The 23,891-nt window shown below is 44.0% G+C and carries 4 protein-coding genes; all 4 read left to right on the top strand.

The genetic code is table 11. The features are described from left to right. Positions 1-166: 166 nt before the first annotated feature. The 4 genes from J4G36_RS10830 (at position 167) to J4G36_RS10815 (ending at position 23,755) form a co-directional block, all read left to right on the top strand. On the top strand, positions 167-11,011 hold the full coding sequence (locus tag J4G36_RS10830; protein WP_210470009.1) for a carboxypeptidase regulatory-like domain-containing protein: 10,845 nt from the start codon (positions 167-169) through the stop codon (positions 11,009-11,011). Positions 11,012-11,094: 83 nt separating this feature from the next. Continuing rightward, positions 11,095-16,242, top strand: a complete 5,148-nt coding sequence (locus tag J4G36_RS10825) for a cell wall-binding repeat-containing protein (protein WP_246880579.1) — start codon at positions 11,095-11,097, stop codon at positions 16,240-16,242. Positions 16,243-17,111: 869 nt separating this feature from the next. Then, positions 17,112-23,249, top strand: coding sequence for a cell wall-binding repeat-containing protein (locus tag J4G36_RS10820; RefSeq protein WP_210470007.1), 6,138 nt, complete (start codon positions 17,112-17,114; stop codon positions 23,247-23,249). Between the two features lie 80 nt (positions 23,250-23,329). Continuing rightward, positions 23,330-23,755, top strand: coding sequence for a hypothetical protein (locus J4G36_RS10815; protein WP_210470006.1), 426 nt, complete (start codon positions 23,330-23,332; stop codon positions 23,753-23,755). The last annotated feature ends 136 nt before the right edge of the window (positions 23,756-23,891 follow it).

Genomic DNA, 23,891 nt, shown 5'->3' with positions numbered 1-23,891 from the left:
CTAAATATAGTAAACTAATATAAATATTCAAACATCTCGTAGATTAATAGGCAGAACTTTGTTACAATTATGACGGTTCCTGTAATAGGGAGAATATGACACAAGGGGGATTGTTTTTTTCGGTTCAATGGTAAGCGAACAAAAAGCATAGGGGGGATCATTGACAATGCATGAATCAAAAGCTGCAAAGAAAATGTTTTCAATCTTTATGATTTTATTGCTACTTGTACCTTTAATATTTCCACAACAAGCGGCAGCACAAACGGCTGGCACTTCGGACTTAACGTTTGATGAAGAAGTGAAGTTGGAAAAAGTGAAAGAAAAAGACATTGAATTAGAAAAACAACCAAATAACGATAACAAAGTAAACGAGTATAAAATACCAAGTTTACTTGATGATTTGTCTTCGGAAGAAAAACCAGCTGAAGACTTATTTGTGATGGATGGGAAAGTAGAAGCGACAGTCATGACAGTGCTGGAAAAAGAAGAAACAGTAGATGTCATTATCAAAATGAAAGATGCTGTTGATTTAACCAAACTGTCTAAATCACTATCCGCTAAAAGTAAAATAGACAAAGCGGAAACTGTCGTCGACCAACTTCAAACAGTTGCAAAATCATCTCAAGCTGACATGGTGAAACATCTGAAAACTTTAGAGAAATCTAAAGAAGTCAGTAATATTCAGCAGCTATGGGTGATTAATGGTATTGCAGCAACGGTTACGAAGGACGCACTAGAAAAACTTGCGAAGAGAAAAGATATAAAGAGCATTACTGAAGATATTGAAATTCTAATGCCAGAATTTGAAGCGGAGGAAACAAAACCGCGTCTGCCAGAGTGGGGGTTAGAGAAAATATTTGCACCGAGAGTATGGGGTGAATATGACCTGCAAGGTAAAGGAATCGTCGTCGGGATTATGGATACAGGCGTTACCGAAAAGCATGAAGCCTTGCGACATAATTACCGGGGACGTGATGGACAACATCAATATTCATGGATAGATGTATCGGGTAGTGGGTACCAAACGCCAAATGATGGGCACGGGCACGGCACGCATGTCGCCGGATCCGCAGTTGGTGGCGGAAATGGTGAACCGATAGGTGTGGCACCAGACGCAGACTGGATTGCTGCAAAAATATTCGATGATAACGGAAGAGCGACAGCATCCGGTATTCACCAAGCTTTCGAATGGTTTCTAGCGCCAGGTGGAGATCCAAGTAAAGCGCCAGATGTAGTCAATAACTCATGGGGAAGTGCCGATTCATATCGTACAGAATTTTTGCCAGGTGTACAAGCTTGGGTAGCGGCAGGAATTTTCCCATTATTCGCAGCTGGAAATGATGGGCCAGGACCGCAAACGGTTGGATCGCCAGGAAGCTTTATCGAATCGTTTTCAATTGGCGCGACCGATCGTCATGACCAAATCGCTTCATTTTCGAGTAGAGGGCCCGTATTCTGGCCAGATGAAAATGGTGAACGCGTTCGTCATGTGAAACCCGAAGTTTCCGCACCGGGACATCAAATTTATTCGGCAGTGCCAAATGGCGGATACGGTGTAAAAAGCGGAACGTCAATGGCTACACCGCATGTTGCCGGCGCAATCGCTTTAATCTTGCAAAGTCAACCGAATCTATCCATTGATGAAGTAGCTGACTTATTGGAAAACACAGCTAGAACTGAAAGTCATATGGGCAATTTACCAAACGACAGTTATGGTAAGGGGATAGTCAACGTTTATCAAGCAGTCACGGAAGCTTCATTCGCGGGGACGCTTGATGGAACATTGAAAGATGAAAAAGGAAATCCGATTCCTGGGGAACTATATTTTCCAGAAGAAGACCTTCGCGTATCGATAAAAGACGATGGTTTATTCAACTTCAAAATCCGGGAAGGGACGCACAAAGTCGAAATACAATCATTTGGTTACCAATTACTAAAGGAAACAGTCGAAGTGATAAAAGGTGAAGTATCAACGAAAAATTGGACTTTACAACAATCTGAAGTCGTTGATGTTACAGGAACAGTCACGTATGAAAATGGTGACCCAGTTCCACATGCATACGTTCGAATTAAAAACACGCCTATAAATACAGTACGCACAGATGATCAAGGTAAATTCAAATTAACGGATATTCCGATTGATGAATATACGTTTGTCATCAGTGGATCTGGTATCAAGCAAAAAACAGTTTCGATACCGGTAAATCAAGAAAACAAAACAATTTCAATCGTAGTCGAATCCATTTCGATTGATTCAGCAGAAGGTTGGGCAACCGCTCGAAATAACTATTCGAGAAACGCAGTAAGCAACGCGGAGATTGATGCAGAAAGTCTCACAGCTTCTTGGAGTTATGCATCTCCAGGCGCGATGGTGTTTTCTTCGCCAGTCGTATCGGACGGGAAAGTCGTGTTTACGACGGACCGCGGATATATTGTTGCAATCGATCAAGACAGCGGTGAAGAACTATGGGCTATCGGGACGGGGAATATGAACCGGTCCACTCCGACAATCGTAAATGGCGTTGTCTATGTAGCGGGCGGAGGAGATTATCAAGTCCACGCAATCGACCTGAATTCAGGCATGAAAAAATGGTCGACACGCTTAGCTTATCCAGCTATTTACGAATCGCCAATTTATCATGACGGTGTTTTGTACATCACATCTCATGCGCAACCAAATGCAAAAGTCATTGCATTAAATGCAAATACGGGTGGTGAAATCTGGTCGAAAGAAGTCGGTAACACAACTTATTTCGGAGGGGCGTTAGGCCAAGATTCACTATTTGTCGGAACCTATCAATCTAGAACATTAACTTCATTATCGCTTGAAAACGGAGAAGAACAGTGGAAAAAGACTGTCCAAAATGAAGGATTTGCTGCAAATCCAGTTTACGAAGACGGCGTTGTTTATGCGGTTTCCACCAATTTAGACGGGGGAAGAGGAACGTTACGCGCATTCGATGCAAATGACGGGACCGAGCTATGGACTGTTCCCAACATCGGAAATACCGAAGCGGGAAGTCCGATTGTTTACGATAATCTAGTCATAGTCGGTTCAGCAGATACGCCAATCATTAAAGCGTTTAACAAATCGAATGGAAAACTCGTTTGGGAAACGGATAATGGCAGTCTCATGCTGAATAGCGGATCGATATCCGGAAACGGAAATCTTTATATAACCGACCTTTCGTCTAACTTGAAAATCTATGACGTTTATTCGGGAGAGCTTCTCCGCATGATTAGCTTGAATTATTCAAGCACAAATGGTGTTGCCTTAGCGGAAGGACAAGTTATCGCCGCAGATGACACGGGTATTTTCAGCTTCGTTTCTGAAGGAACAATTTCCGGAAAGATTACGAATCGTGAAGGCGAGCCTGTGGCAGCAAAAGTTTCTGTAGTTGATTCGGAAAAATTCACAGAAGCCGACGAAAAAGGTGAATATGCCCTTTCAATGAGGCCGGGAACGTATACGGTGAAAATTGCAGCTTATGGCTACAAACAAATCACTGAGGAAATCACATTTATCTCAGGATTTAGCGAAATTAACAATTACGAAATGGAAGTTGCGGGCTATGGTTCAGCATCAGGAGAAGTAACTGATAAACGAACTGGAAACCCATTGGAAAACGTTTCGATTACAATGCTTGATTCACCCATTAAGACGAATACCGATGAATCCGGTGCATACACGTTTTCAGAAGTATCAGAAGGAACATTCGATGTATTATTCTCGCTTGCAGGATATGTCGATACAATCGTCCCAATGACAATCACGGCAGGTAAAAACACGGTCCTAAATTTTGAACTGCCGCCAGTAGACGTAGCCGTATTAGATGATTTGAACGGAGAAATCGTCCGTTTCTTAACAGCTAATGATATTGCCGCGGAAGAACGCGGTTGGGATATTATTGACGAGATTGGCAGTTATCAAGTGCTTTACCTAAACGGAGCGTATACTTCCAGCGGGAAAAAACCAACCGAAGCTGCGCTGGAGGAATTAATTAATGCCGCGGCAGAGAATGATGTCAGTCTAATATTTGCTGATACATGGGGGCCGAGCTATGGTAGTTTGCGCCAACTATGGGAATACCGTGGCGACCCGGCGAAATATGGCTCAGATACTGCAAACACGCATGTTCGTCTGAGAGCGGACGTTGATCATCCGATTTTTGAAGGAATCGAAAAAGGCGTCGGTTTAACGACAATTGAAAATGGTCACTTAGCTTGGTTCAACCAATATTCCGGCCGCCATCTTGCAACAGTCGGTACGGTCAAGGATGGCTATGAAGGGACCGGAATTTCGTATAAAGGCGTATCAGAAGCGAGTGGGCACTTGCTATTATCGACACATGCCGCATCACCATGGGCATCGCCGTTCAACGGATGGACATTCGCACAACAAAAAATATTGTTGAATGGTATTGAGTACATCCAGGACGTTCAATTCGGAAAGGTGTCTGGCTCCATTGAAGATTCTGATGGAAATCCACTCCAAGCGAAAGTCGAAGTAGCCGATACAGGCGTTTATACAAAATCAGCTTCAGATGGAAACTATGAACTTTTCCACGATGAAGGGTCTTACAAATTATTAGTCAGTAAAGAAGGATACGCAACGAAAGAAGTGACGGTTGAGTTTATCAACGGAGAACCAGTCGTTGAGAAAATCGTGTTAGAGGTTTCAGATAGCGGAACCATTTCAGGAACCATTACAAATAAACTCACAGGACAAGAAATCACTGAGGCTAAACTTCAGTTATTCGATGAAGAGGAAAACTTGATCGATGAAGCAGTCAGTAAAATCAATGGCAGTTACGAAATTACGGGGCTGAATGAAGGCAATTACGTACTAGAAATTACCCTGGATGATTTCGTGACACAAAGATTAGATGTTGATGTCAAGGCACACCCAGTAACGGTAGACGTTGAACTGTACCCTGCACCATCTGTAGGGATTATCGGCGATGGTTCTTCAAAAAATCTACGGGAGATATTAAGGGAAGTCGGAATTGATGATGCAGAAAATCACACATCCATTAATTCAATCCTACCAAAAATTGAAAACCTAGATGTTATCTTCTTCCTAACGCAGTCAACCAGCAGCGTGACATTACCAGTACTGCAGTCACTATTGGATGAAGCCGATAAACATGGCGTGAGTATCATTTTCGGCGATGACTATTACACGGGTTCGGGCATCAACCACCTCGTGAATAGATTAGGAGATCCTGAAGCAAGAACGCAGCATAGCAACACGACGAATTCGGCCGGGTATGTCGTCATTGAAGAAAACCCGATCTTTGGAAAGGCTGAAGTCGACGAATTCATTAACCTGCTTGTGCCAGCAAGAAGTAGCGTAGCTTCATTCGACGGCTATTCAGGTTATCCACTAGCGTATATAAAACATGAAAATAACGACAGAGTTCACGGTTTAGGTGCTGCTTATAAGCCGAGAACCGCTGACAGCATGGAACTTTTACTAAGTGGTCATGCGCTCGGACTTCTGAGAAATTCAGATGCTTATACAAAAGAAGGGAAGGAGATATTTGTAAATTCCATCCTTTGGGCATCGTATATCGAATTCAATGAAGTTCAAGGAACAGTGACAAATGAAGAAGGCGAGCCGCTTTTGGCTTATGTAGAAATGCCGAGCGAAGGCCTAGGAGAGTGGACGGATCCAGAAACAGGCGCATATAACTTCGGAAGCATCGACGGTGAATTCGAACTTATCGTGAACGCCTTTGGATACGAGACATATTCACAAGAAGTTACAGTCGATGAAAATTTAGAAGCGCTCAACATCGTCATGAACGTAAAAGACGACAATGGCTCCATCAATGGTACGTTCATCGATGAAAACACGCTGGAAGGGATTCATGAAGCACAAATCGAGGTCGTCGACTATCCACGGAGTGCGACAACATCGGTTAGTGGACAATTTACAATCGACCGCTTAGAACCAGGAACCTACACGCTACTGGTTGAAAAAGAAGGTTACGTCCTTCAAGAATTCGATGTCGAAGTGAAAGCCAGCGAAGAAAAAGTATTCGAACGAACAATGAAACCAACCCCTAAAATCGGCGTCGTCGTGGATGCTCAAGGTACTTCAACCCTTTCATTGAAGACATATTTAACTTCAAGGGGCTATGAAGTGGAGCAAATCCTTTATACAGATGTCGAGCGAATTCAAGAGTTCGATTTAATCTTTGCGAACTCAGATTACAACAATAGCTTGATGCCAGATAAAGAACAGTTTGCAAGCTTTATAAACGAACTAGATCGCACTGAAACATCCGTCATTTGGACGGGTAGTCACGGTCCAAGAGGGAGTATTCCTTTCTTGATCGAACATATGGGAATGCCAACTTCAGATGTGAAAGGGAACTTACCTTCAGCATCCAGGGAATTAACAGCAACCATTCTCGAAGACCACCCGATCCTTGAAGGTGTCGTTGTCGATGAAAACAATGCCTTCACATTCCCGACAACGTATTATTACGGATTCGAAGGTTATACAGGAAAGACCATTGCAGAAGCATCGCATGTCACACTTGGCGAATTGGGATCTTTCATTGCATACGGCGGACGTACGTTGAACAGTTCTGAAGTGCTCCTATCCACAATGGTATTCGGATCTGGATTTAGTACAGATGCCTATTTCGATAAAAATCGTGAAAGAATCGTCAACAACGCCATAACCTGGGCGCTGGACAATGAAGAACAGTATGTCGGTGAATTGCACGGAACGATTAAAAACAATATGGATCGAGGCGTTCAATCTACAATCACCGTCGAAGAAACAGGATACACATTTGAAACTGAATCCGACGGCTCATTCTTCTTTGCTGAAGATACAGGTACTTATACGCTGAAGATCAAAGCGTTTGGGCACCAAACAGAAAGCTTTGAAGTCGATATCGTGCGCGGAGAACAAACAGAAAAAACGTTAGTCATTACTTCAGGCGAAGCTGGCATCATAAAAGGCCAAGTGAAAGCTGAAGATACGAACAGCGGCATTGAAGGCGCGACGATCCAAGTACTTGGAACACCGTTAAAAACAACGACGGACACAAAAGGGAATTATGAAGTTCAAGTACCAGTCGGAGAGTACCAAGTACGCGTGACAGCGGCTGGTTATTCACCGCAAATCGTCACAGCATCAGTTGCAAATAACAAAGAAGTGACAGTGAACTTTACAGTAACCGTCTCAGAAAAAATCGCTTTCGTTGGTTCGACAGCAAATGGCAATCGAATGCTGCCATTCCTAGAAGCTGAAGGCTATGATGCAGACTTTTGGTTGAATTCAACGATTGACGCGTTAATGGCCGAGCTAGATAATTACAGATTGGTCATTCTAAACGACCGTCACAGCAGCTCCATGCCAGAAGCAAAATTTAAAGAGTTCATAGAACTGGCGGATGATTTGGGCGTCAGTATAATCTTTACAGGACAATACGCGAACGGGACAATTGTTGATTTACACAATTTCTACAATGATCCTGGGGCGCAAGCGAGCGGCTATGTACCAACTGCCTATGACTATGAAGTATTGGAAGAACACCCAATCTTCTTAGGGTATGAAGTAGGCGACAAAATAACTGTTCTCCAACATTCAAACCCAGCGTCAAACGTTCAATACAATGTATTCGAATCGTACAGCGGGACGACAATCGGAGATATTGTTCATGATGAACGCGGCAGAATCGGCGGCGGTGTTGCGTATGATTTCCGAACAACGTCAAACGTCCACATATTATTAGGTGGACTGCACGTAGGTTCTTACGGCCACCCTGAAGATCGTTGGGCTGAAGGCGGCAAACGGATCTTTACAAACGCGATTGACTGGGCATTGAATGCAAGCCTCGGCGAAGTGAACGGAACAGTTACAGACGCTGAAGGAAATCCAATTGAAGGCGCGACGATTACGATTCCAAGCCAAAGCTTGACGACAAAAACCAATTCAGAAGGTACGTACCGATTAGGCGTTGGAATTGGCGAGCATGAAGTTCGCGTTCAAGCACTAGGCTATATTTCCCAAACTGAAGTGGCGCATGTCGAGCAACTCGGAGATGTCGTCGAACTCAATTTCGAAATGGCCAAAACAGATCGAATGTCCGTATTCGGAAAAGTAGCAGATATGAACAAAAAAGGCATTGCGGACGCAAGCCTGACGTTAATTTCTCCGGAAAATAAGTTCGAAAAAGTGGAGATGACAAACAAAGAAGGAACCTATCAATTTGACCAATTGCTGGCAGGAGACTATGAAATCACACTCGAAGCAAATGGTTATCAAACAGTAAAACGGACTTTCATGCTTGAAGCCGGCGAAGAACTAGAACTAGACTTTACGCTAAGCGAATTCAATATCGCTGTATTGGGCGATATAAACAACGACTTAGAAAAATTCTTCGCGGACAATGAATTCCCAGCCCAAAGCCGTGCGTGGGACATCGTTGACGACGTCTACAATTACGACGTAATCGTCGTGAACTCCGGTAAAGGGACAACCGAACAAGTCAACAAACTTATCGCAGAAAGTGATAAACACGAAACAAGTCTTATCTTCGTCGACACTTGGGGCCCGGATGGATCCATGAAACTGCTTGAAAAAGCGACTGGAAATCCAACCCGCGCAAAACAAGGATACAACGAAGGCGCTGTATTCATTGAGGTAGAAAACCAACACGAAATTTTCGCAGGATTAAAAGACAACGTCAAAATTCATAGCGAAAAGAGTCCATACGCAACATTCGAAAACTATGAAGGAATCGAACTCGCATCGATGATTGTGGACGATGAAAACAAAGGAGCGGCAATTGCATATGACTTCAAAGGGAAAAATCACATGCAAGTTTTACTGTCTTCCTATGCAGTAACCAATATCATCGGACCAAATCGAGGATGGACAGAAGACGGGAAACAGCTATTCCTACAAACCGTTGAATGGGCGAGAGACGGCGTTCAACAACTTCCAGAGGTTCCAGCATGGACAGTTGAAAACGACATTCTGACAGACGGCGATTTCGAAGTTTCCGGAACTGCCGAATACAGAAGCACAGTCACGATTCTTCATGGCGAAGAAGTTCTCGCGACAATCGAACCAACAAAAGACAACACATTCGAAACGGAAATCACAGGTCTCGACCACGGTCAGTACGAATTAACCCTAAAGGCAAGCAACTTTGCCGGTGAAGTGACAAGCGAAGAAGTGCTTCACGTCTTTGTCGACACAAAATCACCAGAGCTAGAGGTTAGTTCGCCGACGGACAACTTCGTGACTGGAAAAGAAGTCGTTGAAGTAAAAGGAACCGTATTCGACGACAACTTGGATCGGCTGCTCGTAAATGATGAAGCGCTAGAAGTGAAAAATGGCGAATTCCTTAAGAAATTAATTCTTGAAGAAGGAACCCATACAATCACCGTAACTGCGCATGACGCACTTGGCCACGAAACAACGATTGAACGCCAAGTGACCGTGAAGCTAAGCGCGCCGATCATTACAGATATAGAACCAGCAACAGATCAAACCGTAAAACCGGGCGATCAAGTTGAAATTTCATTCCGTAGTGAAACAGAGGGCGGAGAAGCAAGCTTTACTGTACAACTTCCTGGCCAATCACAAACACAGGCCACATCAAGCAACGCCATGGAAGAAGTCTCCCCTGGGGTTTACAAGGGAACTTGGAATGCACCGGACATAAATCTAAAAGATGCCGTAGTGATTGTAGAGCTAATCGATACTGCTGGCAATAAAACATCCGAAGAGGCAACCGGTAAAATCACAATTATTACAGAAGAAGAAGTTCCAGAACTACCAATTATCAAAGATGTTCAACCAGCTACAGACATGACTATCGAGGCCGGTACAGAGATTGAGGTTTCATTCCGCAGCGAATCAGAAGGCGGAGAAGCCAAGTTCTCAGTTCAACTTCCGAGTCAAGCAAATGTCCCATCATCCTCGAAAAATCCAATGGTTGAAGTGGAACCAGGATTGTACAAAGGAACATGGACAGCGCCGAACATTGCACTAGAAAGCGCAGTCATCGAAGTTGAGTTAACTGACACTAACGGCAATAAAGTCACGCAAGAAGCTAAAGGTAAAGTAACAATTTTACCAGATGAAGTCGAAGAGCCAACTGGCGTAGATCGCATATCAGACGCGAACCGCTACCTGACCGCCATCGAAATCAGTCAAGAAGGCTGGACAAAGTCAGACACAATCGTTCTCGCAAGAGGCGATAATTACGCGGATGCCCTAGCCGGAGTGCCATTTGCGCACCAGCTAAACGCACCGATATTATTGACGCTACCGAATGATTTATACGAAGAAACCCTAGCAGAAATCGCTAGACTCGGCGCCAAGAAAGTTGTCATCCTAGGTGGCGAAAGCGCGATTAGTGCTAAAGTTGCAGGCGAATTAAAAGCCGCGGGACTTACAGTCGAACGTATCTCAGGCAGCGATCGCTTCGAAACAGCAGCAAAAATCGCATCTGAAATGGAAAGTTCCGATAAAGTCATCATCGCAAACGGCATGGACTTCCCAGACGCACTATCCGTCGCCGCACACGCAGCGAAATCAGGCATGCCAATACTATTGACGCAAGCTGATAAACTACCTGTGAAAACAGTGGAAGCACTCGAAAGACTAGGCGCAACCAAAACAATCGTAGTCGGCGGCAAAACTGTCGTGTCCGAAAAAGTAGTGAAACAACTACCAAAACCAACGACACTATCAGGCGCTGACCGTTACGAAACCAATATTGCAATCGCTGAACACTTCAACGTAACAAGTAAACACATGTACGTCGCAACCGGCCAAAACTACGCTGATGCACTAACAGGCGCAGTATTAGCCGCGAAAAACGACAGTGCAGTCCTACTCGTACACGCTAGAATACCTGATGTCGTGACAACGTATATTTCTGACCAAGATCTAAAACGTCTAACGATTTTTGGTGGAGAATCAGCGGTGAGTAAGAAAGTTGCAAATGAGTTGGAAGAGTTGCTTCAGTAAAGATATAATACTAGCTTTCCGATAGAGGAGGGGCACCATGCCTCCTCTATTGGTGGTTAGTTAATTAAGGGGGATTTTTATTGATGGAGAAGAAGGCAATTGTTATATCAAGTCTAATTCGTATTTCAATTATTGCTGTGTTATTGCTACAAATTATTCCATACCTTAATGTCTCAGCTCAAGCACCAAAACTAAGTTTCACTGCAAAAGATGGCAACCAAATTGAACAAAAGGTCGACAATGAATTATCAACCCAGTTCGAAAAGAATAAACAAGTGACGTATTTAGTGAAATTGAAAGAACAAGCAGATACAAAAGCTGCAGCTGAAGAAGCTGAAATGAAATTACAACAGAACAAAGGGGCAGTGTCCTCACAGCAAATAAAACGCGCTAAAGCATCGGCAGTCGTATCAAGTTTGCGTACAACAGCATATGAAACCCAGTCAAACATTGAAAACTTACTTAAAAAAGAATCAAAGACGGGTGCAGTGTCTGACTATCAATCATTTTACATCGTGAATGCATTCGCGATTACGAGCGATGAAAAAACAATGAAGCAAATCGCGGAACTTCCTGAGGTTGATAAAGTATTACCGAACCGAATCCGTCAACTTAATGTAAATGACGAAGTCGACAAAGAGATAGAATTAGCTTCAAATAATTTGGAGTGGAATATTGAAAAAATCGGCGCAGACGCGGTGTGGGACCAATACGATATTGACGGTACCGGCGTTGTCGTTGCTAATATCGACTCCGGTGTACAATGGGATCACCCAGCGTTAAAAAGTCAGTACCGCGGATACAAAGCTGATGGTACCGTTTCGCATGAATTAAATTGGTACGATGCTACAAATGGAAATTCAGTGCCATACGATGATATTGATCATGGAACACATGTAATGGGTTCCATGGTCGGCGCAGATGCAGCTAATGAAAATCAGATTGGCGTTGCGCCAGGCGCAAAATGGATCGCTGTAAAAGCATTCACGGCCTTTGGAGGGACTGATGTAGACTTACTTGCAGCAGGTGAATGGGTACTAGCACCAAAAGATCGGAACGGAACGCCGCATCCCGAAGCGGCTCCTGATATTGTCAATAACTCATGGGGGGGCGGAAAAGGGTTGAAGGAATGGTATCGTCCAATGGTTCAAAACTGGGCAGAGTCCGGTATTATTCCAGTATTTGCGGCTGGAAATGATGGACCCGAGGCAGGAACTATTAACTCGCCTGGGAATTATCCAGAAACAATCGCGGTCGCATCAATAAATCGAAGCGATGATTTAGCAACAACCTCATCCCGAGGACCAAGCCCATATCCGGGTGATATCAAACCAAATATTTCTGCACCGGGCGTTTATATTCGTTCTGCAGTCCCAAATAACAAATACGTGCCAAATAACGGGACATCAATGGCTGCGCCGCATATAACAGGAACCATTGCTTTATTGCTACAAGCAAACCCTTCATTGAAAATGAATGAAATTAAGAAAATACTTCACGAAACCGCAACACCGGCAACAAATGCGGACTTTACAAGTTCGCCAAACGATGGTTTTGGCTACGGAATCGTCGACGCCTTTAATGCAGTATCTTCCGTAACAACCGGAGTAGGAAAGTTAACCGGAATTGTTTTCAAAGAAGGTGATGGAGAGGATACACAAGCCCCATCAATCCAAGAAAATCATGTGACCGAGACGTACGAAGGTGTCCAACTGAAACTCACCGCAGAAGTAAATGATGACGTTAGCGTCGATACAGTTACGTTAACCTATCAAATTGACGGTCAAGAATCTCAAACAATCCATGCAGATTTGATTGCCGGAAATTATGAAAGCGGAACATATCAAGCCGTCATTGATGGAAATAAGATAGTTGGAAGTCAGCTGACCTACCAATGGAATGCAGTCGATTTCGGTACCAATGAAACAGAATCAGCGCAGTTTGAAATCGATATAATTAGTCCGCTGACAGTTGGTTATAAGGAAGATTTTGAAACAAAACCCGAAGGCTGGTTTTCATTCGGGAATAATAATTCATGGGAATGGGGAGAAGTCGAATATGGGCCGCTTCCATATTCGGGAGAGCATCTCTATGGAACAAATTTATCCGGTAACTATGACAACGATGCCAATATGACATTGGTGACTCCCGCGATTAAAATACCGGAAGGCAACACTTACTTACAATTTGCTTCCTGGTACATGATTGAAACATATTACGATTTTGGTCATGTAGTTGTTTCAAGGGATTTAGAGAACTGGGAACAGCTCGCCCGATACGACGGTAACGCGAATTACTGGCAAATAGAAGAAGTCGATTTATCCGACTATGCAGGTGAAGTCATCTATATCGGCTTTAATCTACTTACCGATGACGGTTTGACAAGAGTTGGCTGGTATATTGACGATGTTGAAATCACCGACCAATCAATCGGCGCTTCCAACGTAAAACAAACCTTAGATTCATCCGAATTAGTTCAAAAGAAAAAAGCAGTGAATCCTGATAAAATCAAACCAATTATTGAGGATATGCCAACAATCGACAATAACAGGATTAATTCACTGGTACTTCCAATCGAAGCATCAGTAACGGTACTAGAAACAAGCCGTTCAGGAAGAACGAATCCCGCGAATGGAAGGTACAATTTATTCCATAAAGCCGGAGAATATACAGTGGTCGCAGAATCATACGGCTATTATCCAAATCAAAAAACAGTAAATATACCGGAGAATGGGTCGCTAAGCGAAAACTTTAAATTAGATCCGATTCCAATCGGCGAACTTAGCGGAAAAATTATCAACGAACAAACGGGAGATCCGGTGGAATTGGCGAATGTTTTACTCGTCGAAGACGCCGCAATCGCACCAGTGAAAACCAATGCGAAAGGCGAGTATACATTGGATGTATTTGACGGTGAGTACACACTTCGCATCATGGCAAAAGATTTCTATTCCAAAGACGTGGAAATTACAGTCGTCGGCAATGAAATTACAGAAGTTGATATCGAACTTCAACCATACGTCGGTTACGAAGGCGAAATCGGTTATGACAATGGCATCCCGGTAAACGCCAGAGCATTCTATGACGCAGGTTATGGATGGGCAGTAAAAATGTCCCTGAAAGAAGGTCAAAATGCCGCCATGGTAACAGGTGGGCTATTCAATTTTTGGACAGCCGATTTCCCAACACCGGGAGGGACAGATTTTCAAGTAGCCGTCTATGATGCAACCGGCGTTGATGGATCTCCAGGGAACAAACTTGCGGGACCGATTGAAGCTACAGCACTGAGAACAGGAGACTGGACGCATATCGATTTGAGGTCCGAAGGGATTATCGTAAATGACGATTTCTTCATGGTCTATATTCAACCGAATCGTGGGGAAGAATCTTCTGGCTTATCATACGAAAATGAAGCACATACAGGACGAAGCTGGCAATTAATCGACGGCCAATTTAGTCGAACGCCTGCATCCGAAGGAAATTACATGATCCGTGCAGTCGTCAACTATGAAATAGAAAAACCGATCATCACAACACCAAATGAAGACTTGGTTACAAAAACGCCACATCAGCACGTAAAAGGAACTGCGACGCCAACGACAACCGTTCAACTCAAGAATAACGGGGAAACGTTCGACTCCGTCAAAATCGGAGAAGATGGGACATTCTCCTTCTTAGCCGATTTAACCGAAGGCGTAAATAGCTTAACAGTAGCTTCAACATATGATGGAGATAATTCAGTAGAGTCCGAACCAGTTACTGTAATTTTGGATACAATAAAACCTGAATTACACATCGAAAGTCCAAAAGACGGCGATATCTTAAATGAAAAAATAGTCATAGTAGAAGGTACGGCTAGCGACGAAAATCTCGATTCTGTTGAGATAAACGGCGAGATCGCATCCACAACTGACGAAGGAAATTTTTCGCAAGAACTGCAATTGAAAAAAGGAACGAATCGAATCGACGTATCCGCAGTTGACACAGTAGGAAATACCGAAACCAAAATCATCGTAGTGACCGTCGAAGAAGAAGTAGTGTTACCAGTGATCGAAAATTTACTTCCATCAACAGATCAAGCACTAACTCCTGGCGATAAAGTGAAAATTTCTTTCAAAAGCAACGCCTTGGGAGGCGAAGCCTATTACGAAATCAAACTTCCCGCAAACATCTCGACACAATCATCAACAAAGGTACCGATGAAAGAAGTAGAAGATGGAAAATACGAAGGAACCTGGACTGCGCCAAATTTAAACCTTAAGGGAGCAGTAATTGAAGTCGGGTTAACAGATGCTAACGGGAACAAAGTCGTGCAAGAAGCAACCGGAAAACTGTTTATCGCACCCGAGCCAACTGGCGTAGATCGCATATCAGACGTAAACCGCTACCTGACTGCCATCGAAATCAGTAAAGAAGGCTGGACAAAGTCCGACACAATCGTACTCGCGCGCGGCGATAATTACGCGGATGCCCTAGCCGGCGTACCATTTGCGCACCAGCTAAACGCACCGATATTATTGACGCTGCCGAATGACTTATACAAAGAAACCCTAGCGGAAATGGCTAGACTTGGCGCCAAGAAAGTAGTAATTCTAGGCGGCGAAAGTGCAATCAGTGCTAAAGTAGCAGGCCAATTAAAAGCCGCGGGACTTACAGTCGAACGTATCTCAGGCAGCGATCGCTTCGAAACAGCAGCGAAAATCGCATCTGAAATGGAAAGTTCCGACAAAGTCGTAATCGCAAACGGCATGGACTTCCCAGACGCACTATCCGTCGCCGCACACGCTGCGAAATCAGGCATGCCAATACTATTGACGCAAGCTGACAAACTACCTGTGAAAACAGCGGAAGCACTCGAAACACTAGGCGCAACCAAAACAATCGTAGTCGGCGGCAAAACTGTTGTGTCCGACAAAGTAGTGAAACAACTACCAAAACCAACGACACTATCAGGCGATGACCGTTACGAAACCAATATTCGGGTCGCTGAATACTTCGGCGTAACAAGTAAACACATGTACATCGCAACCGGCCAAAACTACGCCGACGCCCTAACCGGCGCAGTACTAGCCGCCAAAAACGACAGTGCAGTCCTACTTGTACACGCTAGAATTCCTGAAGTTGTGACAACGTATATTTCTGACCAAGATCTAAAACGTCTAACAATTTTTGGTGGAGAATCAGCGGTGAGTGAGAAAGTAGCAGACGAGCTGACAAAACTAATCCAGTAAGTAAAAGTGTAAAAGCTAGAATCCATTGGGTTACATCTAATGGATTCTAGCTTTTTTGACGTCTATAGTAACTGGCGAATTCCGCGCAATGAAGATTGAACTCCTCTCCATTTTCGAACTCCGCGCAATCGGCTTTGAAGTCCTTTCCCTCGTTCGTGAAATCCTCGCAATCTAGGTTGAAGTCCTCTCCATTTCCGAATTCCGTGCAATCGGCTTTGAAGTCCTCTCCCTGGTTCGTGAATTCCGCTCAATCTCCGATAATGTCCTCCGAATCCAATAAATTCGTCGATTATGTCCGCCCAATCCAGTATTATCTCCGCTCAAATCAAGTATGTCCGCGCAATCCACAATGATGTCCTCTCAATCGGCTAATTTCACCGATTATGTCCGCTCAATCCCACATTATCTCCGCTCAATTCAATGATGTCCCCGCAATCCGCAATGATGTCCTCTCAATCGTATAATTCCATCGATTATGTCTGCCCAATCCAGCATTATCTCCGCTCAAATCAAAGATCTCCGCCCAATCCGAACAACCCTCCAATTACAAAGCCCACCAAGTGCAAAAACCAAAACCTAGCCCCCTCCGAATCACCCCAACAAATCCTGCGTAATCCACCACCCACCACTAGTTTAAAAGACCTCTAATTACAAAAGCCCACTAAGGGCAAAGAACTATCCCATAAGCAATGTTAATAGTCCAAACCACCCTTGTTAATCAAACTAGTATAAATATTCACGCAACTCATAGATTCAGATGGAATTCTTTGTTACAATTATTGCGGAAGCAATTATATAAAGACAAACATATTACGACACAAGGAGGATCGTACCGACAAGTAAACTACCATAAAAATAGGAGCGTGCAAATGAAGAAAAAACAGGGGAAATTGATGTCGCATATTTCAAAATTACTTGCATTTTTAATGGTATTTACACTCATCGCACCTGCCACTGGATCCGCTTCATATAATGATAAAAAATCTCCAACAACCAACAACATCCACGAAGATCTTTCACAAGCATTTAAAGAAGAGGAATTCGTCAAATTCCTCGTATTATTAGAAGAACAAACCGACACAAAAAGCGTAGCGCTTCAAGCAGAAAAGAGCGCGAAAAAACAAAGTCTATCCAAAGTCGACACGAAAAAAATGAAACAAGAAGCTGTCGTCTCACAATTACTCAAAACTGCAGAAAAATCACAAAAGGACATTTCGACTGTATTAACTAAAGAACAAAAGTCCGGACAAGTAAAAGACTTTCAAAGCTACTATATCGTTAACGGTTTTGCCGTAACTGGAAACAAGAAAACTGCCGAAAAACTCGCCAGTTTACCAGGTGTGAAATCCGTTACGCTAGACGAGAAACATAAACTTTTACCAACGGACGAAAAAGATTTCACTATCAATAAAGCAGATCCACTTTCAGAAGAAGTAGAATGGAATATTGACAGAATTAAAGCTACTGACGTTTGGGAAAAAGGCTTTAAGGGAGAGGGCACTGTCATCGCGAGTATTGACAGCGGTGTAGACGGAAACCATCCCGCGCTTAAAAACCAGTATCGCGGCTATAACCCGGATGATCCAAACAATCCTTCACACGAATTCAACTGGTATGACGCCGTTTCAGGCAGACTCAGCCCAATGGATTCTGACGGTCATGGTACGCATACAATGGGAACGATGATTGGACAAGAGCCAGATGGGTCCAATAAAATCGGCGTTGCACCTGGCGCAAAATGGATTTCAACGAGGGCTTTTTTCCTTGGTGAAACACATGACTCCTATTTACTAAACGCAGCGGAATGGGTACTCGCGCCAAAAGATGAAAACGGCGTTCCACATCCGGAAATGGCTCCGGATGTTGTCAATAACTCATGGGGAGGCGGTCCGTTAAATAACGATTGGTTCCGTCCAGCTGTACAAGCTTGGCGTGCTGTGGAAATCGTACCGATATTCTCAGTCGGAAACGCAGGGTTATTTACAGATGCATCGCCTGGATCCGCGTCAGCACCAGCGAACTATCCAGAATCAATCGCAGTCGGTGCAACTGATGAAACTGATGATTTAGCATGGTTTTCACTTCGCGGTCCAAGTGAAAGAGGAGATTTAAAGCCGGATATTTCGGCACCGGGTGTTGCGATTCGCTCTTCGATTCCAGGTCCGACTTGGGACACATTCGACTATGGGCTTTTAAACGGGACATCAATGGCAGCCCCGCAAGTTGCCGCGACCGCATTATTTTTGCGCCAAGTCGATCCGACATTAACCGTTGATCAAATTGAAGCGATCTTGAAAATGACAGCGACGACAAAAGTCGATGACGAATATCCGACAGCACCGAATAATGGCTACGGATTCGGTTTTATTAATGCAAAAGCGGCAGTAGAAGCTGCCCAGCAAGGAATCGCAACAATTAATGGACAAGTGGTTGGAACAGGAACCGACGACGAAGCGCCAACATATAACCATGAACCGCGCGAAGTCATTTATGAAAGCGAAGATGCGCACTTTTCGATGCAAGCAATGGATAACACCAGCGTCGACAATGTAACGCTCACGATTCTATCCGATAACGATACAGAAAAAACTTATGAAACAAAACGCATTAACGGTGACCATAAAAATGGCACATACGAAGTAATCGTTCCTCCAACGGGCATAACAGGGGATTCATTAAAATATTGGTGGACCATCACAGATTTCAGTGGAACAACAACGGAAAGTGATCAATACGAAGTCACCATCGAACAAGGCGTGACAGATGGATACGTCGAGAATTTCGAAAGCTACCCAGATGGTTGGCATTCATTCGGGATAAACAACTCTTGGGAATGGGGCGTTCCAAAATTCGGTCCGCCAGGCGCTGTATCCGGTGAAAAAGTAATGGGAACGAACTTGCGCGGCCAATACGAGATGAACTCCGACATGACATTAGTCATGCCGCCCGTATTTCCAGAAGCGAACACAATTCTCCGTTTCAACCAATGGTACAGCCTAAGCTGGTTTGGTGAAGATATGGGCACGATTTACGCATCCACCGACGGCGAAACATGGGAACAACTTCACCGTATTACAAAAGATAACAAACAATGGCATGAAGTCGGTATTAATTTATCAAAATATGCCGGTCAAAAAATCTATATCGCTTTCAACCTGACTTCCCAGGTGAATCAATTCGAAGGCTGGTATATCGACGATGTTCGATTAATTAATTCAGAAGCGGCGTCTACTGAAGAATTAAGCAAGACAAGCGAGAAACGTAAACTCGCAACATCTGAAAAAATTTCATTCCCACAATCAACACAAGTCAAAAGAAAAGTTGCAGAAACAGATTTATTACCAGTCGACGCGAAAATTGAAGTCGTTGAAACCGGTTGGAAAACAACAACAAACGAACAAAACGGGAAATTCACGATTCACCATCCACCAGGCGACTACTCGCTCAAAGTCGATGCCTATGGGTTCGAATCGAAAATAGAACAAGTCACACTTACCGAAAAAGGAATAATCACGCCGAAGATCACGCTGGACGCATCACCAATCCAAACAGTGTCCGGAACAGTAAAAGACAGTTTCGGCGGAGCAATCAAAGACGCGACAATCTTTTTACTAGATGAAGAAAACGCACCACCGGTCAAATCGCAAGCAAACGGACAGTATAACTTGAATGTCTATGAAGGAACTTACACGCTGAAAGTCCATGCACCGGGCTACTACAGCGAATCCAAAAAAATTACAGTAAATGAAGGAGAAGACATCGATTTAAATATCGAACTTCGGACATTTATTGGCCATGAACCATCGGAAATTAAATATGACAATGGCCGATACAGTAAAAACTTAGCATTCGGCATGAAAGGCAATGGCTTTGCGGTCAAAATGTCAATCGATGAAAACGAATCTTCCGCAATGCTAACAGGCGCGAAGCTTCAATTCTGGGCAGGGCACGTACCGGTTCCAGGCGGTACTGATATTCATATCGCCGTTTACGATGCTACCGGTAAAGACGGGTCCCCGGGTAATAAAATTGCCGGGCCGATCAATGCGAAAGCAGATCGAAATCTATCCAGATGGACACAAGTCGATTTATCCAACCTAGGCATTGTCGTCGAAGATGATTTTTATATCGTCTATCTCCAAGCGGATGATTATCCATATGTTCCAGGATTTGTCGCAGACGGCGATCAAAACAATTGGGCAGCGAGAAGTTGGGATTATATTGGCGGCCAATGGGTTCAATCAACGAAAAGCCTTGGAAACTACATGATTCGTGCAGTCGTTGACTATGGTCAAGATTTGCCCGACCTAGTCAAGCCAGTCATTAACGAACCAGAAGAAGACATTACAAATGAAAAAGCAATTACAATAGAAGGAACAGCGACACCTTCAAGCACGATTCGTTTGCTTAACAACGGAATTGAAGCTGAAGTTGTCGAAGTCGGAGAAAATGGAAACTTCACGATTCCAACAACGCTAACTGAAGGCGACAACGAATTCAAAGCGGTAACTTTACACGAAGGCTCACCGGTAATTGCATCCGACACAGTCACAGTCGTGCTCGACACGATCAAACCGGTAATCACAATAACGAATCCTAAAGACGGAGACGTTACTGACCAAGAAACCATCACAGTCGAAGGAACCGTCGATGACGAAAACCTCGACACCGTAAAAGTGAACGGTCAAAAAGCAACAGTAACTGAAGGCAACTTGGCGCATGAAGTACAACTAGCGCTCGGTTTCAATGAAATCGAAGTAGTTGCCGAGGATTTAGCTGGCAATAAAGAGACAAAAATCATCACAATCGAGTTCAACGAAGATACGTATCCATTCGAAGAAATCGGATACGACGATGGAACAGCCGAAATGGCGCGCGTATTCTTAGGCGAAGGAAATGGCTGGGCAGTGAAAATGTCCTTACCAGAAGACGAAGAATCCGCCACGATTACGAACGGGCTTTTCCATATCGGTGATATCGCGAACGGCGACGAGTTCATGGTCGAAATATGGGATGCAACGGGCAAATTCAACAAGCCAGGTCAAAAACTAGCCGGCCCATTCGAAGCGATTGCAGATCGTGAAAATGAATGGATTAGTGTCGATTTAGGCGACCAAAACATCACAGTAGAGAGCGACTTTTACATGGTTTACATCCAACCGGAAGTAGGCCGCTACTCACCGTTCTTATCGACCGATTTAAGCAGTCCACACACAGGTAGAAGTTATCAATACATCGGAGGCGCGTGGGAAGAAACGCCTGAAGCAGAAGGAAACTACATGATTCGCACCCGAGTCATTTACAAGGATTCGAAGCCGGTCATAACACTTCCCGAAAATGACCTTGTGACCAATCAACCAAATCTTTCAGTAGAAGGAACAGCGACTCCGGAATCAACCATTAAATTATTCAACAACGACAAAGAAGTCGGCACAGCCGAAGTGGATGAAACCGGAGCATTCACACTGCCAGTTACACTAACTGAAGGCGAAAACAAATTATCAATCACATCAACACTTAACGGAACGCGCATCGGTAAATCTGACCCAATCGTCGTCACACTCGATACGACCAAGCCAGTATTAACCATCGACAATCCGAAAGACGGCGATGTCGTTGACCAACTAAAAGTCACAGTCGAAGGAACAGTTGTCGACGAAAATCTTGCATCACTTACAGTGAATGGTGATTCAGCAACCGTTACGGACGAAAGCTATTCACTAGAAATTAATTTGAAAAACGGTGTCAACGAAATCGAAGTCATTGCCAAAGATTTAGCCGGAAACACAGAAACGAAAACAGTGACAATCGAGGTAGCAGTATCAGCACCAATCGTTACAAATCTTCAACCAGAAAATGACCAACACGTCGGACTTGGAGATGAAATCGAAGTTTCATTCGAAAGTTTGGAAGGCGGAGAAGCCAGCTTCAGCATTACGCTCCCTGCACTTTCAACAGCAGGAGAAACAGCTAATGAAATGGTCGAAGTAGAACCGGGCGTCTACAAAGGAACTTGGACAGTGCCCGCAAACCTAAATCTCCAAAACGCCGTGATCCAAGTACAATTCATGGACACAGTTGGCAATAAAGTCACAGAAACAGCAAAAGGTAAAATAACAGTCTACGAGAACCAAGTAAACCGAATCTCAAACGACAACCGTTATTCGACGGCCATCGAAATCAGTAAAAAAGGATGGGCGAAATCCAATACAGTCATACTCGCACGCGGCGACAACTACGCCGACGCACTTGCGGGCGTACCATACGCACATCAATTGGATGCACCGATTCTCTTAACACTCACGAATGACTTGTACGAAGAAACACTAGCCGAAATCACAAGACTAGGCGCCAAAAAAGTCGTCATTCTAGGCGGCGAAAGTGCGATAAGTGCTAAAGTAGCAGGCGAATTAAAAGCCGCGGGACTTACAGTCGAACGCGTCTCAGGTAGCGATCGCTTCGAAACAGCAGCGAAAATTGCATCTGAAATGGACCGTTCCGACAAAGTCGTCATCGCAAACGGCATGGACTTCCCAGACGCATTATCCGTCGCCGCACACGCTTCGAAAGCTGGCATACCGATATTATTAACACAAGCTGACAAACTACCAGCGAAAACAGCAGAAGCACTCGAAACACTAGGCGCAACCGAAACAATAGTAGTAGGCGGTAAAACTGTCGTTTCGGAAAAGGTAGTGAAACAACTACCAAAACCAAAGACACTAGCAGGCGCTGACCGTTACGAAACAAATATATCGGTCGCTGAACACTTTGGCGTAACAAGTAAACACATGTACGTCGCAACCGGTCAAAACTACGCCGACGCCCTAACCGGCGCCGTCCTAGCTGCCAAAAACGACAGTGCAGTCCTACTCGTACACGCTAGAATACCAGACGTTGTAACAACGTATATCTCTGATAACGACGTCAAACGCCTAACTATTTTTGGTGGCGAATCAGCAGTTAGCAAAAACGTATCCGACGAGCTGACAAAACTAATTCAGTAAGTTAAAGGTAAAAAAAGCTAGAATCCATTGGATACATCTAATGGATTCTAGCTTTTTGATTTCAATTAACTGCTGACGAATTGCGCGCACTCGGTTTTGAAGTCCTCTCCTTGGTTCGTGAAGTCCTCTCAATCAAGGATGATTTCCTCTCCATTTCCGAATTCCGCGCAATCGGCTTTGAAGTCCTCTCCTTGGTTCATGAAGTCCTCGCAATCAAGAATGATCCCCTCTCCATTTCCGAATTCCGCGCAATCCCTTTCGAAGTCCTCCCAATTAAGTTCGAACCCCTCGCCCTCACAGGATGTCCGCTCAATCCAGCATTATCTCCGCTCAAATCAAAGATCTCCGCCCAATTCAGCATTATCTCCCCGCAATCTCAAAAATCCGCCAATTATGTCCGCTCTTTCCCTGAAGATGTCCGCCCATTTCAACAAAACCCTAATTACCAAAGCCCACTAAGTGCAAAAACCAAAACCAATTCCTCTCCCACCTCCATAGTCAATTAGCCCCCTCATCCCCAATATAAACCACCAAATATCATAAAATTGATAGCCAATACTACTCAATTCACCTAAACTAGTGAAAACATTCCGAAAACCGATAGAGTAATAGTAAAAACTTTGGTAAACTTATCAAGTACAA

This window comes from Sporosarcina sp. 6E9 (genome assembly GCF_017921835.1).
Taxonomy (GTDB): domain Bacteria; phylum Bacillota; class Bacilli; order Bacillales_A; family Planococcaceae; genus Sporosarcina.
Note: the sequence above shows the minus strand (reverse complement) of the source record. Positions and strands in the feature narration are given on the sequence as shown.

What these genes read in the sequence shown, in the direction of transcription:
- J4G36_RS10830 (WP_210470009.1), top strand. Translation starts at nt 167, where the DNA reads ATGCATGAATCAAAAGCTGCAAAGAAAATGTTTTCAATCTTTATGATT.
- J4G36_RS10825 (WP_246880579.1), top strand. Translation starts at nt 11,095, where the DNA reads ATGGAGAAGAAGGCAATTGTTATATCAAGTCTAATTCGTATTTCAATT.
- J4G36_RS10820 (WP_210470007.1), top strand. Translation starts at nt 17,112, where the DNA reads ATGAAGAAAAAACAGGGGAAATTGATGTCGCATATTTCAAAATTACTT.